Source organism: Bacteriovorax sp. PP10 (assembly GCF_035013165.1).
In the GTDB taxonomy this organism is placed as follows: domain Bacteria; phylum Bdellovibrionota; class Bacteriovoracia; order Bacteriovoracales; family Bacteriovoracaceae; genus Bacteriovorax; species Bacteriovorax antarcticus.
Map to the genome: position 1 here is coordinate 1785494 of NZ_JAYGJQ010000001.1, position 14690 is coordinate 1800183.

At 40.3% G+C, this 14690-nt stretch carries 13 protein-coding genes; 7 read left to right on the top strand and 6 right to left on the bottom strand.

The annotated features are described in order from the left end of the window. Positions 1-81 precede the first annotated feature (81 nt). The 7 genes from SHI21_RS08775 (at position 82) to SHI21_RS08805 (ending at position 7653) form a co-directional block, all read left to right on the top strand. Positions 82-1440 carry a hypothetical protein gene (locus SHI21_RS08775; protein WP_323575981.1) on the top strand — a complete coding sequence of 453 codons (1359 nt, stop codon included), beginning with the start codon at positions 82-84 and terminating at the stop codon, positions 1438-1440. A 113-nt stretch (positions 1441-1553) separates the two neighbouring features. Beyond that, on the top strand, positions 1554-2138 hold the full coding sequence (locus SHI21_RS08780; protein WP_323575982.1) for an NADH-quinone oxidoreductase subunit B: 585 nt from the start codon (positions 1554-1556) through the stop codon (positions 2136-2138). A 14-nt stretch (positions 2139-2152) separates the two neighbouring features. Then, complete coding sequence (gene nuoD, locus SHI21_RS08785) at positions 2153-3886, top strand: NADH dehydrogenase (quinone) subunit D (protein WP_323575983.1); 1734 nt, start codon at positions 2153-2155, stop codon at positions 3884-3886. Beyond that, a complete protein-coding gene (locus SHI21_RS08790) occupies positions 3883-4395 on the top strand; it encodes an NADH-quinone oxidoreductase subunit NuoE family protein (protein ID WP_323575984.1) in 513 nt (170 codons plus the stop codon). The genes nuoD and SHI21_RS08790 overlap by 4 nt, the downstream gene beginning before the upstream one ends. Then, positions 4395-5696, top strand: coding sequence for an NADH-quinone oxidoreductase subunit NuoF (gene nuoF / locus SHI21_RS08795; RefSeq protein ID WP_323575985.1), 1302 nt, complete (start codon positions 4395-4397; stop codon positions 5694-5696). Before SHI21_RS08790 ends, nuoF begins: the two co-directional genes overlap by 1 nt. 2 nt (positions 5697-5698) lie before the next feature. Then, positions 5699-7132: a 2Fe-2S iron-sulfur cluster-binding protein gene (locus tag SHI21_RS08800; RefSeq protein WP_323575986.1), complete on the top strand. Its 1434-nt coding sequence runs from the start codon at positions 5699-5701 to the stop codon at positions 7130-7132. Further along, a complete protein-coding gene (locus tag SHI21_RS08805; protein ID WP_323575987.1) occupies positions 7129-7653 on the top strand; it encodes a NuoI/complex I 23 kDa subunit family protein in 525 nt (174 codons plus the stop codon). Before SHI21_RS08800 ends, SHI21_RS08805 begins: the two co-directional genes overlap by 4 nt. An 85-nt stretch (positions 7654-7738) precedes the next feature. On the opposite strand, the gene SHI21_RS08810 is transcribed toward SHI21_RS08805, so the two are convergent. The 6 genes from SHI21_RS08810 to SHI21_RS08835 form a co-directional block, all read right to left on the bottom strand. Next, positions 7739-8269, bottom strand: coding sequence for a hypothetical protein (locus tag SHI21_RS08810; protein ID WP_323575988.1), 531 nt, complete (start codon positions 8267-8269; stop codon positions 7739-7741). A 589-nt stretch (positions 8270-8858) separates the two neighbouring features. After that, complete coding sequence (locus SHI21_RS08815; RefSeq protein ID WP_323575989.1) at positions 8859-10112, bottom strand: YiiX/YebB-like N1pC/P60 family cysteine hydrolase; 1254 nt, start codon at positions 10110-10112, stop codon at positions 8859-8861. Between the two features lie 99 nt (positions 10113-10211). Next, positions 10212-10847 carry a leucyl/phenylalanyl-tRNA--protein transferase gene (gene aat / locus SHI21_RS08820; protein ID WP_323575990.1) on the bottom strand — a complete coding sequence of 212 codons (636 nt, stop codon included), beginning with the start codon at positions 10845-10847 and terminating at the stop codon, positions 10212-10214. 3 nt (positions 10848-10850) lie between these two features. Then, complete coding sequence (locus SHI21_RS08825; protein ID WP_323575992.1) at positions 10851-11978, bottom strand: arginase family protein; 1128 nt, start codon at positions 11976-11978, stop codon at positions 10851-10853. After that, entirely contained in the window at positions 11975-12925 is a 951-nt protein-coding gene (locus tag SHI21_RS08830; RefSeq protein WP_323575993.1) for an NAD(P)-dependent oxidoreductase, read from the bottom strand. Before SHI21_RS08830 ends, SHI21_RS08825 begins: the two co-directional genes overlap by 4 nt. Then, positions 12903-14612 carry a YiiX/YebB-like N1pC/P60 family cysteine hydrolase gene (locus SHI21_RS08835; RefSeq protein ID WP_323575994.1) on the bottom strand — a complete coding sequence of 570 codons (1710 nt, stop codon included), beginning with the start codon at positions 14610-14612 and terminating at the stop codon, positions 12903-12905. Before SHI21_RS08835 ends, SHI21_RS08830 begins: the two co-directional genes overlap by 23 nt. Between the last annotated feature and the right edge of the window lie 78 nt (positions 14613-14690).

The following is a 14690-nucleotide window of genomic DNA, read 5'->3' on the forward strand; positions in this document are numbered from 1 at the left end:
AAAAACACGACCTTTTCACTTCTTCTTAAAAGTTTCTGCCTAATCTATTTAGTTGGATGTGCAGAAACCCCAGTTGCCCCAGTGAAAAAGGATGATCGACTGATTGTGGCCCAGTGGAACAAGTTACCACTGAGATTCTCCGATCGTGAAGTCAAAGATGATGCGTTCGTTACAAACCCATTTTTTGATATTGATCCGAAGATTGAAAACTTTAAAGATAAAGAGCCGGACAACTACGGCATTCGTTATTTCGTTTCAACACCAATAGATAGTCAGTTCCAATACAACATCGATCTTTATTCAGGGAAACTCTACCGCGAGAGAGCGTTCTGCGCTCAGGATGATATCTGGGATAACTACAGTGGAGATCTGCTAACCCCAAATTTCACTCAAGGATTTGTTCCGCGAGTTTATGATGAAGCAAAACAACCGCAACGAATGATCGTCATCTCTAATAAGGAAGCGATTGAACCATTTAAAGAGCAGCCTCAGTATTTCGACCTCGCTCGAGTTATTGGATCAGTAGTAGTGGAGCGATGTGAAAATTTCCCATGCGACCAAAATGAAAAATGGAAAGCATCGCAGATTTTAGTAGGTGTGAGTGCGCGTGAAGTTCAGTTGAACTCACTTGACACTTTTACTGCGTTAAAGAAAAAAATCAATTGGAACTATGCGAAAGCGATGATTGCCAACATGAATGGGTACCATAAACTTGGTGGGCGAACTCACGCGGCCTTTAGAATTTCGAAAGAATTAAACTTAAAAGATACCTACGCATACTTCACGAAAAATTCTAAAAAAATAACGAACGAAGAGTTTGCTGGCCTAAACACTTGGCGTGTTGGGTGTATGAAACTTTACGATTCGATATGGGATGAATCAGAAAAAATTAGAACTCAACCACATGGTCAGGCCGAAAGTTTTCTAAAATTATTCAAAGAATTTTATGCGAAAAGTTCAAACGAATTTTATGAATGCCAGAAGCTTGTTCGTCCGGCCAATATTGTTGAAAATCATAGGAGATTATGGTTTTTCTCATACATCCAGGCCTTTAATTTATTAGAAAAAAATGGCTTCTATTATAGTTGTGTAGACAATGCTTGGGCCTACAATCCAAGAGTGGATAGCAGCAAATATTATGTCGATCAAAATAAAGAATTGGCACGATGCCGTGCTAAGAATTTTGAGAAAGCATTCGATCAAGCTATCAATGGAATGAGTTTAATGAGAAATCAAACAAACCGCCAATTCCGTTTTATTGAGTACGATAATTCCCATGGCGGAAGTCATCAAAAAATCTACAGTTGGGTTTTTGACAAGAATCAAAACTTTGCATGTAAATACGACTCGAAGACTCCAAATCAAATTCCTTTTGAGATTTTTCCGCAGGACGTTGTATGGGAAAATTTCAAACAAGAAGAGAACGGCGTAGTTCGATAGCGCATCATGGAAATTTCTCTCTCAAACAATGTAAGTAATTGATTTACATTTCTTCGTAACGTCCATAAAATATAGCCACGTAATGACATTAATTTTTTTCAAATAGGAGACGTATGTCGACTAATAAAAGACTCGTGAGCCCGCTTAACTCGAAAAGTGAAGAAGACTTCGCACTAGATCGTTTAATTGTAACGACGAAGGCAGGTACTTTTTTAGAATGGGCAAAACGCTGGGGACAAGCAAATTCACTTTGGCCGTTTCCTTTCGGAACTGCATGTTGTGCAATTGAGTTCATGGCCGTTGTTGGTCCCAAATACGATTCATCTCGTTTTGGTGCAGAGGTAGTTCGCTTCTCTCCACGCCAATCAGACATGATGATCATCGCTGGTACAATCACAGAAAAACAAGCACCGGTACTAAGACGTATCTACGATCAGATGGCAGAACCTAAATGGGTTATTGCTATGGGCGCGTGTGCATCTTCTGGTGGTTTCTACCGTGCATACCACGTTGTTCAAGGTGTATCTCGCGATATCCCTGTAGACGTTTATATCCCAGGTTGTCCTCCGACTCCGGAAGCAGTTATCCAAGGGATGATGCAGATTCAAGACCGTATTAAAAACGGTGTTTCAGCTTCTGTTGAAAGAATCACAAGACAACAAAAAGAATTAGACAAACAAGCAGCAGCTAATAATTAAATAAGGTTTTACCAATGACGGAAACGACGACAGATTCAACTGCGACTATTGAAGGTGGAAACACTTCAAGTTATTCTGCAGTATTAATTTCAAAGTTTGGCGAAAAAGATTATTCATACGCTTTTGGAGATCACGTTTTATTTGCAACTCCGACAACACTAATTTCAGTGATGACGAAGTTCAAAGATGAACTTGGTTTCAATATGCTTCTAGATGTATGTGGAGTAGACAACTCTGGAAGACCAAAAACAGAGTGGGCACACGGAAAACAATTCGAAGCTGTTTACCACCTGCTTAACATGGAAAACAATGAGCGCGTTCGCGTTCGTATTCCAGTTGATCCAGATGGTGGAGAAACAATTCCTTCTGTTATGCCTTTATGGAAAGGAGCAGACTGGTTCGAGCGTGAAGCTTGGGACATGTACGGGATTAACTTCGAAGGAAGAAAAAAAGAACGTCTACTAACTCACCACGAGTTCGTAGGTCACCCGCTGAGAAAAAGCTACGCAGCTACTCACAACCAACCATTATCTGAATCATTAGATATTAACTTTGATCCAGATCCAACAATCACTCACGAAGAATCATTAAAGCGTGAATGGATTAACATCGGACCTTCGCATCCTGCTACTCACGGTACACTTCGTATCATGGCAGAGATTGAAGGAGAGGTAATCAAGAGATCAAAACTTGAAATCGGATACCTTCACAGATGTTTCGAAAAAATGACAGAAAACCACCTGTACAACCAGGTTGTTCCTTATACTGATAGATTAAATTACTGTTCATCTCCAATGAACAACATCGGATGGTGTAAAGCTGTTGAAGACATGATGGGAATTGAAATTCCTGATCGTGCAAAAGCTATGCGTATGGTTCTTGCTGAACTTTCACGCGTCATCGACCACCTTGTTTGTATCGGAGCTGGAGCTGTAGACTTAGGTGCTCTTACAACGATCTTCTTCTGTCTAGAACAAAGAGAGCGCGTGTATGAACTATTCGAGAAACTTTGTGGTGCTAGATTAACTGTATCACTTACTCGTATCGGCGGGATGGCACAAGAGCTTCCAGTTGGATGGGTTACTGACTGTCTTGAAGTTGTAAAAATCATTTCAAAAAATATTGAAGAAGTTGACCGTCTACTTACGAAGAACCCAATTTACGTTGGAAGAACAAAAGTAACTCCGGTTTCAGCTGCTGACGCTATCGCTTGGGGATACACAGGGCCGTGCTTAAGAGCTGCCGGTGTTAACTACGATATCAGAAAAGCTAATCCATATTACTTCTATAAAGATGTAGATTTCGAAATTCCAGTTGGACACGCTGGGGATCCGTACGACAGATACCTGGTTCGTATGGAAGAGATGAGACAATCTTTAAAGATCGTTAATCAGGTTTTAGCAAACCTACCAAGTGGACCAGTTCAATCTCTTGATAAGAGAGTTTGTATTCCACCAAAAAGAGAAGTTTATACAAACATCGAAGGTTTAATGAACCACTTCATGCTTATCATGAAAGGTGTTCGTCCACCTGTCGGTGAGATTTATTCTGCAACTGAAGCTGCTAACGGAGAATTAGGTTTCTACGTTATCTCTGACGGCGGACCAAATCCATTCAGAGTAAAAGTTCGCCCACCTTGTTTTGCGATTTTCCAATCGTTCAATGAAGTGTGTAACGACTGGATGATTGCTGATGCTGTTGCTCAGCTTGGATCAATGAACATTATCGCAGGGGAGTTAGACAGATGAGTTCGCATACTTCAGAGGTATCAAAAAGCCAGGGCGCGCCTTTTAAATTTACAGATGAAAACTTGGCAACATACCAAGAGCTTCTTACTCGTTACGACGATGTTGAATCAGCTCTTCTTCCAGTTCTTCACCTTGTTCAAGAACAAAACAGATGGATTCCAATTGAGGCCATTGAGTACGTAAGTGTACTTATGAACATCCCTCAAATTGCGATCAAAGAAGTTATTTCGTTCTACGATATGTTCTACGATATTCCAGTAGCAAGAAACATGGTTCACGTATGTACAAACATCACGTGCTCAATGTTCGGTGGAAGAGAAATCTATCAAGGTCTTTTAAAGCACTTTGATACAGATTACTTAACTCCAACTCGCGATGGAAGAATTTCTCTACAAAAGATGGAATGTTTAGGTGCATGTGAAATGGCACCTTGTATGCGCATTAACAACGACTACGTTGGACCACTTGATTTGGTTGCTGCCATTCAAAAACTAGAGGAGCTACCATAATGGAAAGCACGATGGAAAAAAACACAGCAAACTACAAAGACTATTCTCTTCTAAGCTACCACCACATCCCGGAAGTTCATAAACTTGAAATTTTCGAGCGCGCCGGTGGATACGAAATGATGAAGAAGTGTTTCGCTATGGAACCAGACGTAATTAAGGAAGAAGTAAAAGCTTCTGGATTACGCGGTCGTGGTGGAGCTGGTTTCCCAACTGGTGTTAAATGGGGATTCTTCTCTAAAGATAGAAACGCTCAAAAGTACTTACTATGTAATGCTGATGAGTCTGAGCCAGGAACTTTCAAAGATAGATACCTAGTTGAAAAGAACCCACACATCCTGATTGAAGGGATGATTATCTCTGCATGGGCACTGGGAACTCAAAAAGGTTACATCTACATTCGTGGAGAGTTCTACCAACAAGCAATGATTTTAGAGCGTGCTTTAAAAGAAGCTTACGCAAAAGGATACTTAGGTAAAAACATCATGGGTAAAGGTTTCGACTTTGACCTATATGTTCACAGAGGAGCTGGAGCATATATCTGTGGAGAAGAAACAGGAATGATTTCATCTCTGGAAGGTAAAAAAGGTCAGCCAAAACTAAAACCACCATTCCCTGCAATCAAAGGTTACAGAGGACTTCCAACGATGGTTAACAACGTTGAGTCTCTTGCTGCTGTTCCATGGATCATGAGATTCGGAGCTGCTGAATACAAGAAATGGGGAACAGAGAAATCTGCAGGTACAAAACTTTTCTCAATTTCTGGTGACGTTAATAAGCCGGGTGTAATTGAAGTGCCATTGGGAACTTCATTAAAAGACATTATCGAAATTCACTGCGGTGGAATGAGAAATGGAAATAAACTTAAGGCCGTTGTTCCAGGAGGATCTTCTTCTCCAGTTTTCAACCATGATCAATCATACGTTGTAAAAATGGACTATGAAGATGTCGCTGCAAACGGATCAATGCTTGGATCAGGAGCAATCGTTGTTCTTGATGAAACAAGAAACATTGGTGACCTAATGAAGTGGACACTTGAATTCTACCACCACGAATCTTGCGGACAATGTACTCCATGCCGCGAAGGAACTGGATGGCTTGAATCAGTATTCAAGAGAAGAGAATCAGGAAAAGCTCATAAATCAGATATCGACGTACTAGATAAAACTGCAGCTTCAATGAGAGGACAAACTATTTGTGCTCTAGCAGACGCAGCAGCAATGCCCGCTCAAGGTATGATCAAATTATTTAGATCAGAACTTGAAGAGTATGTAACGACAAACGTAACTACAGGTAAGAGATAGTCATGACTGAAAAAGTAAAAATCACATGGAACGGAAAACAAATTGAAGCTGTAAAAGGCTCAAACCTATTACAAGCTGCTCTTGATAACGGTCAAGAAGTGGCGCACTACTGCTACCACGCAGGTCTATCGATCGCGGGTGTTTGTCGTATGTGTATGGTTGAACAGGACGGTGTTCCTCGTTCATTCCCAGCATGTAATGCAACTTGTGGCGAAGGTATGGTTATCCGTAACGATACACCAAAAATCAAAGCTGCTGTTGAAGCGACTCTTCAATTCCACTTATTAAACCATCCGCTTGACTGTCCAGTTTGTGACCAGGCCGGAGAGTGTGGACTTCAAGATTACTACATGAAGCACGGTCAGTACGACTCTCAAATGATCGACAAAAAAGTTCATAAAGAGAAAGTTCAAGATATCGGTAAAAACGTTATGCTTGATGCTGAAAGATGTATTCTTTGTTCACGTTGTACTCGCTTCACAGAAGAAGTGACAAAAACAAATGAACTAGGAATCTTAAACAGAGGTGACCACGCGGAAATCACTGTTAACGAAAACCTAAAAAATGATTACGCTCAAAACCTTGTTGATATCTGCCCGGTTGGAGCTCTAACTTCAAAAGACTTCCGTTTCAAACAACGTGTATGGTTCCTTGAAGAAGTGTTCACAACTTGTATCGGATGCGAAACAGGATGTTCGGTAAAAGTTTCTCAAAACAAAAACGGTTCTTACAGAGTAAAACCAGTATTTGATGAAGCAGTTAACGGTCACTGGATGTGTGATGATGGTCGCTCAATTTACAAACACGTTTCAAGTCCAACAAGACTTCAAAACGCGTCTGAAAACATGAACGGTCTATTCGTTCCAGCTGATGAATTAAAAATCGTTGAAATGGTTAAAGGTAAAAAGTCTAAGTTCATCTTATCGACTTCTTTAACAAACCAAGAATACGCAAGCTTCTTTGCATCTGTTAAAGGATCAAACTCAGAAGTGGCACTATACACACTTCCATCAGTTGGACCTGAGTTCGATGGAATCCTAAGACGAGGGGACAAGAACGCTAACCTTCGTGGTGCTCAAGCGGCCTTCTCTGCAGCTGGATTTGATCACACTCAAGCAGGCCTTGATAAAATTCTTAACAATGTTGGATCATCTGATGTTGTGTACGTTGTAGTTCCAGAAATTCTTTACAACGAAGATCACTTCAACACGCTTCTAAAGAAAATCGAAAAAGCTTCTACAAGAATCGCTTTAACTCCAGGTGAAACTCTTTCTTCAATGAAAGTTTTCAACTACCTGTTACCAGTTCCAAGCTTCCTTGAAAAAGAAGGCGACATCGTTAACTTCCAAGGAACAGCGAGAAAGTTAAACGCAGGTCTAAGCTACGGTGAAACAACAAAAGACATTAGCTACTACGGAAAATGGGTGAACGTATGATTTTAAAAGCTGACCTATACAAACAACACGGTTTCTTAAAAGGTTTATACCTTGGTCTAAAGATCACGATGATCGGGATGCTTAAGAACATTTTTAAGCACGATCGTATGACTTTAAACTATCCAGAAGAGAAGTATTTCTACTCTGATAGATTCAAAGGTAAACACGTTCTAACAGTAAAAGAAGACGGAACACTAAGATGTACATCTTGTATGCTTTGTTCAACATACTGTCCTGCTCAGTGTATCCACATTGTAGCGGCAGATGACTCGGATAAAGAAGTAGAGAAGGCACCAGTATCTTTCGAGATTGAAATGCTTCGTTGTGTATTCTGTGGGTTCTGTGAAGAAGCTTGTCCTGTTGATGCTATCCGTTTGACTGGAGAGTATGAGCTTGCAGGACATGCTGAGCAGGAGTGGGTTGCGGATCATTATGAGCTAGCGTTTAGAAAGTCTCTGAACGGTGGGCGTGGGATTGTGTCGACTGTTGATGATAAGGATAGATTGAAACTACGTTTATAGTAGGTTCTTGATCGTATATTTTTCTTCCATAAAAAAAGGCTTCCTTAGGGAAGCCTTTTTTATTTCAGTATTAAAGTTTAAAAGATTATCTCTTTAGAAAAACACAACGACTCTGACGCCCTTTAAGATTCGACATTTTCGTAAGAACACCATTGCTCTCAAGAACTAATGTATTCGTAAACGCCATATTCGCCACTCTCACAACCGATCTCAACTGATTCGCTTCCTGAGTTACAACCACAGCACTATCTGGTGGAGGTGGGTTACGATCTGGATTCGGTGGATTTCTGTCGTTACCGTTAAGTCTCATTTCACCTCTATTAACGTTACAGAAGTCTTCTGGGTTTGAGTTGTTGCTTAACAATCTATATCCATTGCACAGACGCTCGATTCTAATGGCAGCTCCACAGTCGCTAGAGTCCATTCTTACGATGTCGTAGTTCCCTTCGAAGTTAACTAGGTTAGCAGGGGCCGGTGTATCAAGACCGTTCGTTCCTGTTGTCCCTGTAGTTCCAGTTCCTCCAGCAGCGCCAGATCCTGAGTTAACAGTATTTTGAGTTTTGCTTCCGCACGAGACGACAGCAAGAACGCTTAAAAGTAATAATAAATTTTTCATTGTGAACTCCTAATTATGTTCAATAGAAGTGCTTGGTATCACCTCGAAGAATTTGATGCAAATTTGTTTTCACGATTAGGTGATATTTACATCTTCATTGGGAAATGTGAGTTTTTTGGTGTCGTAGTGACACTGAAAAAGATTAAATTTTTCGATAGCTTCTCTCTGTAGACAAAACTTCTTAGGCAGAATTTAGTTTTATGGAAAGTGATGATTACAAATTAAGGACTTAAAAGGAGCGGTGACTCAGTTGAAAGGATTTTTTTGTTAAAAAGCCAAGGTTTTAAGCAGTGGGCAGCATTTGTTTTCAGTAAAATAAGATAGATATGATTAATTAACGGATTGTCGAGTGCTGACTCCAGTAGGCCATAAAGAATACATAAAAGGAGCGAGTCCATTGAGAATTATCCAGACCCGTATTAACCTCTATACAACACAAGAACAAACACTTTTTGAAATCGAGTAGGAGTTAAGAATGAAGCTTGTAGAAACAAATCTTCGCATTGATGCACTTTGAGTTCTGGCAAACTCAGTATCAAAACTGCAATAAGAGATATGTGGATAACAAGAAGGGAGTAGAGGGCCTAACCTATTTGGCGAATAGTTTAGACCACTCTTCGAATCCTAAATTTTGAAACGTAGTTTTATCCTTATTTCCCTTAAGAAAAAGGACGAACTCAGACTGAGCATTATCTCCCAGCGTAGTTAAGGCCATATCGTCTGGACGAAGGCTTACCTGGAAAAGAGTTTTAGTTTCATGCCACTTGATATCTCCATAGCTGAAAGCAATGAGTTCCGTACAAGTTAATTTATCAGCAGAGCGAGCGTCGAATTTGAAATCGTATGTCTTATTAAGTTGTTCACTTAAATTAGAAAAAACATACTCAGCATTGTCGAGAATGTTTTTTACTCTCGTTACGGCCATCTCATCTAGATTGATAAAAGAATCTAGAGACTGATAATTGATCCCTTGTTTTCTAATTTCAACAATATGCTTTCCAGCTTCAACCTGAGCTCTGAAGGGTTTAAAATACTCTTGATCCCAAACATTTAAAGCGATCAATTCTTCTTTTGTTCCCAGCCAAATTCCCACGTGTCCGAAGTGTCCAGGGATAGTGTAGTTAGAAAGAACGAAAGTTCTTTTTTCATACACAAGATCTAATGGTTTTAATTTTGAAAGTAATAAAGCTTTTACTTCTTTATTATCTTTCATGCGGCCTTCTCTCCAAGACAAGTGGTCAGAAATAAATCCCCACGCGCGAGCGATACCGGCAACAACCGAAGTAGTTCCTTTAATTCCATAGTCAGAAACAGCAATCGTAGAAGGAGATCCTTCGATTGACTCAAATTGATCTTTTTCAGCTTGATCAATTTCTTCAGACTTTTCAATTTTTTCCTGAATGTACTTAATCAATTTTTTGTTCGTGTATCTGTCGTAATAAGCTTTGAAGTCAGTCAATTTGTAGTCAGGGTGTTTTACAAATCCTAAAACTACACGGCGAAGAACTTTCGAAGAAAAAACAGTGTCTCCAATCTTGGAAAAATCATAAATTGCTACTGCTGTCGGCATGATCTTAGTAGGGCAATTTAGTACTTCATCGTCATACACATTGAATAAATTCTTTAAGCTTAAAAATCTCTTCGTTAATTTCTTTTGTAATTGAGTAATTTCATATGAGCTGATCTGGCCCGCGTGCTCATTGATTTGCCTGATATAAGTATCAGTCGTAGTGATTAATTCTACGTGCTCAGCAAGAGTGGTTGTACACACATTCTCGTCAGCAGCATAAGAGTTGCTAAAACCAAGAACCGCCATAAATGTCATAAGTATTAAAGTTTTCATGGACAAGACTATAGAATGAAAAAAAATTCTGATGTGAAATGTTGAAATTTTTTCAGGAAAAAAGTGACGACTAGTTAGACAGTCGGATTTTCGGAGGGTCTATTTGATTGAAACTGCGAGCATTTTTAGGTAGGTCTCCCGTGTAATTTCTACACCCCCCAAAGATTCAACCACCGGAGTTACCATCTGAGTGTCGAGCCAGCCGATGTCTTTTTGTTTAAGCTGGTACAAAAGAGCGATCAGCGCCACTTTAGAAGCGTTGTCGGCCGTATGGAACATAGACTCGCCTGAGTAGAAGCGGTTGATGCAAACGCCGTATACGCCGCCTACTAAGACGTCATCCAGATAGGTCTCAACTGAATAAGCGAAGCCATGTTTGTGGAGATTGATATAGCTGTCGATAATATCCTGTGTGATCCACGTGCCCTGATTTTCAGCGCGGGGGACCTTTGCACAATTCATGATGACGGCCTCGAAATTTGTATTGAATCTGATTTCGTAAGGATTTTTTCTTAGAAACTTTCTTAGGCTTTTTGAAAGATGTAATTTATCGAAAGCGAGGATCCCACGCGGGTCCGGTGAAAACCATGCCAGCGGGTACTCTTCGGAAATCGGCCATGGAAAAATTCCACGAGAGTAGGCAAGTAAAAGGGATTCAAGTTCAAGATCTCCACCAAGGGCAAGAAGCCCGTGTTCATCAGCATGTTCTAGTGGTGGAAAATCCGCGATGGCCATGACTTACTTACTTCCCATTGCCTGGATTAAAAATGTTGAAAGGCTGCTTGCCACCATCAAAGTTGTTTCCGGTTCGATTTGTTTAATCGCGGCCGATTTTACCTGTGGAGCAATCTCCACCATGTCCGCTCCAGAAATTCTGAAATTTTCAAATAGAGTTTGCATGATGAGCATTGGTTCGTGTGGGCTAAGGCCGCCTGTTTCAGGAGTTCCAGTGGCACCAGCATATTCCTGGTCAAGAACATCAATATCAAAACTGATATAGATCTCTTCAACGTCTAATGCTTTTAACTCGGCAACAATTTGGTCAGCGACAGCGTTTGCTCCGCGATCGAAAACTTCCTGTGCCCAGATTTGCGTGTGGCCAAACTTTTTTTCCCAGTGGTCGCGCTCTTTTCCGCTCGCACGGATTCCGATTTGAACTAAATGTTTTGGGCTTTCCAGATAAGGGATCACTTGAGAAGTCCATGTTCCAAAACATAGATCAATTCCAAGACGCTCTTCCATTAAATCAGTGTGAGCATCAAAGTGAACTAACGCCACTTTTTTACCCTGAGCTTTTTTAGCTTCAAGATAAGCTCTGACCATTGGATAACTAACCGAGTGATCGCCACCAATCATGAAAATCGTTTTTGATGGGAACTGTTCGTGGAATCCTGTCGCGAAGTCATAAGCAATCGACAGTGGTGAAACTGGCAAATTGATATTTTCACTTTGGTATAAAGCTTTACGACATTTTTTAATGGTCTCTTCGTTTAAATATTTATCGTGAAGCAGGTGAGGGATAACTCTAACGTCACCAACATCATAAGCATTCAATTCGTCTTTTGAGTTGATCAGTGTTTCACGAAGAAACAATGGTCCCCAGTTAGCTCCTCTTTGAATTCCACCACCAGCATCTGAAGCGATTCCGAAGATCACGCATTTTGATTGGGGTAGAGTTGTCGTTAGGCTTTGCTCCCATACTTCACGCACGCGCTTTTGTGCCACGGCATCAGCACCATACATTTTCTTTTGTAGGCTTTCTCTCTTGTCACTTGCCGTGTGAACAGTGAAGACACCTTCACCAGCTGGTACCAGGTAGTGTTTTAGTTTTGAGATAAACTCGTTACGCGATTGTGATGTGCTCATATAATTCCTATTTCTGGTCTTAGTTTATTTTGCAGGATCATCTTCTGATACTTGTTATTGAAATCGAAACTTGTGAGTTCCAAAAAGTCGCTTACAACTTCAGTTTCAAAATCAATAGTGTGAAGATCGATATTTTTGTAGACGCCTGCGATGTGAGAAGTCAGTTTAATGTTGGTTAAGTCGACGAAGTCAGTGAAGTTGTTTGGCTCTTTTTCAAAGACGTCCAGAACAGCATAAGCTTCATCGTTTGCTTTTAAAAAATTCACCAGGTCATGGGTTTTAATCAATTCACCGCGAGCGGCATTGATGATTAAAGCAGTGTCCTTCATAGCATTTAAAAAGTTCTTATCAATGATGTGACGGCTTTTAGAATTTAATCCACAAGCAAGAATCACAACATCAGAATTTTTATTATTTAATTGAGTCAGGTTTTCAAAAGGGTCGTAGACATTTAACTCTTTCACCATTGGAGCGAGAGTCGTATGCAGGATTTTTCCAATATGGCCGAAACCGATAATGGTAATTTTTAAATCAGAGATCAGTTTTCTAGGCCACTTACGTTCCACGTCCCATTTTGTATGAGTAGGGATGGAAGCGAAGTGAGAAAATAATGAGCTTAAAATGTATTGAGCAACGGCCTGAGCGCGGATGGTACTGCCAATCACGATCGGAGCTTTTGAGCCTTTAACGAAATCTACCGGAAAATTATCGTAACCAGAGTTCGGGTGAATGATGAGTTTTAAATTATCAACTTGCTCACCACTTAATAAATCAAAGTTAGTGTGAGTGTTGGTGATTAAAATATCCGACAGGACTCCCGAATCACTCGGGAGCATGTCGATGTATTGATTTAATGATTCTTGTTCTAATTGATTAAAGGTCGGCGAAAAGTAAGGCGATGTACTCGTTCTTTTAGCTGTTAATCTAGAGGCCTGGTTGTTCTTCATAATAGAATTCTTTATACGTCGTTTTACAAAATCTCGAAAAGATCCCCGCCACCTTAGATGTCGGTCCTTTCTCTTCAGAAACTTTATAGCACTTTGTCTCTTTTTTCCAGAAGCTATTACTTGGATCCTTAGTATCTTCGATTGGATCTCCGTTCTCTTTACGTAACTCGTAGTCATAAATGTCAGCAAGGTTGGCCATATTAGACATTTCGATTCTATGACGCTCAGTAGATACTACGTAGTCAGTCATTTTGAAGCGCGTATTCTTCATAAACAATGTTTCACCAATATCGTCAGGTGTAATTGTCGGGCGTCCAAGGCGGTACTGTGTCGGCCAGTTTACGTGTCCAAAAACGATGTAGATCAACTCTGAACAAACAATTTTATCCAGCGTCGAAATATCGAAATTGAAGTCGTAGTCTTTACCTAGTTGATCAATCCCGCGGCTGATCTGTTCCGCCACCTGAGCTGAAGACATCAGGCCATCAATTTTTCTGATGATCGTGTACTCATCAATATTCATGAATCCTTCAACCGAATTCAAGCGAACACCTGGGCGAACGGCCTCAAGAATTGTGTTCCCAGCTTCGATTTCCTCTTGGTGAGGAACGATATCCGGGTGGTTCCACATTCCGATTTCTTCTAACTGAGCTTTTGTTCCAAGGTAGATTGCTACGTGACCGTAGTGACCCGGGATTAATTTATCAGTCAGTACAAACGGACTCTTCTCAAGGATAATATCCATTGGGCGAAGAGATTTTTTAGCGATATCAATCGCCGGTTCATTTTCAAAAAGATAACCCTTTCTCGAGTGGATACTTCCGGCAATGTTACCGAAGAATCCGCTTAGGAAATTTGTAATCTTGTTAAAGATGCTAACGATAGCATCGCTGATACCGAAGATTTGTAACTTGAATTTTTTCTTACCTTGAGCAATATCTGTGGCCACTTTGTTAGTCTGAATTAAATCAACTAAAGAGATCGCCGCTTCGTCATCTCCCAATGTATTTTTAATTTGCAGGGCCGTTTCACGAACCAGGATAATTTGTTTTGCAAATCGTGGAGCTTCTAGCGTCTCTACCAATTGGTTCATTTGTTCAGTTAACTGTTTAAGTGTCGTCTTTTCTTCCAGTGATAATTCACTTGGAGAGAAGGTTCCTTTAAAAATTCTTCTGAACTCGCTGTCTGTCAGGTAAAGAATTTTATGAACAGCTTCAGTGTGCTCCATGACCGCGATATTGGCGTTAAGCCAGATCAGATGGGCCTTTATAACAGAGACCTTTGCTCTACCTGAGGCCAGGCTTTTTGTGATCGTCGTTCCTCTGAACTGATATAAAGAAGCGAATTCAAGGATCTTCAGGTTAAACTTGTAATAAGTCTGAAATGTTCTCTTAATTAAATAAAGATCATTTCCTGAAAGTGTATTTCTATTCTGGATTTTTTCTAAGATTTTTTGAGTCAGTTCCGTATCGTAGCTCTCGAAGTTCTTATAAAGATAAAGAAGTTCATGAAAGTTACTTAGGTTCTGATCGATATCTGCTAGCGGGTTCTTTTTTGAGATAGTAATAGCATCAAGCTCTACATCGTAGTTATCCATCGGGCGAATATCAATTTCGCCAGCAGCGGCCTCTACTTTTGGATTGTAAAGGACGAGGAAGGTTAGTATAAATAGACATAATGTCTTCATTAGGCGCTCCACTTGGCTTAATACAGACGCGTACATAACACTTTTATGGATTTAACACTATGCGTCCGTTGCAAAGGT

Coding starts and splice junctions, on each gene's coding strand:
- nuoD (WP_323575983.1), top strand. CDS start 2,153: ATGACGGAAACGACGACAGATTCAACTGCGACTATTGAAGGTGGAAAC.
- SHI21_RS08830 (WP_323575993.1), bottom strand. CDS start 12,925: ATGAAGAACAACCAGGCCTCTAGATTAACAGCTAAAAGAACGAGTACA.
- SHI21_RS08825 (WP_323575992.1), bottom strand. CDS start 11,978: ATGAGCACATCACAATCGCGTAACGAGTTTATCTCAAAACTAAAACAC.
- nuoF (WP_323575985.1), top strand. CDS start 4,395: ATGGAAAGCACGATGGAAAAAAACACAGCAAACTACAAAGACTATTCT.
- SHI21_RS08815 (WP_323575989.1), bottom strand. CDS start 10,112: ATGAAAACTTTAATACTTATGACATTTATGGCGGTTCTTGGTTTTAGC.
- aat (WP_323575990.1), bottom strand. CDS start 10,847: ATGGCCATCGCGGATTTTCCACCACTAGAACATGCTGATGAACACGGG.
- SHI21_RS08810 (WP_323575988.1), bottom strand. CDS start 8,269: ATGAAAAATTTATTATTACTTTTAAGCGTTCTTGCTGTCGTCTCGTGC.
- SHI21_RS08805 (WP_323575987.1), top strand. CDS start 7,129: ATGATTTTAAAAGCTGACCTATACAAACAACACGGTTTCTTAAAAGGT.
- SHI21_RS08835 (WP_323575994.1), bottom strand. CDS start 14,612: ATGAAGACATTATGTCTATTTATACTAACCTTCCTCGTCCTTTACAAT.
- SHI21_RS08780 (WP_323575982.1), top strand. CDS start 1,554: ATGTCGACTAATAAAAGACTCGTGAGCCCGCTTAACTCGAAAAGTGAA.
- SHI21_RS08790 (WP_323575984.1), top strand. CDS start 3,883: ATGAGTTCGCATACTTCAGAGGTATCAAAAAGCCAGGGCGCGCCTTTT.
- SHI21_RS08800 (WP_323575986.1), top strand. CDS start 5,699: ATGACTGAAAAAGTAAAAATCACATGGAACGGAAAACAAATTGAAGCT.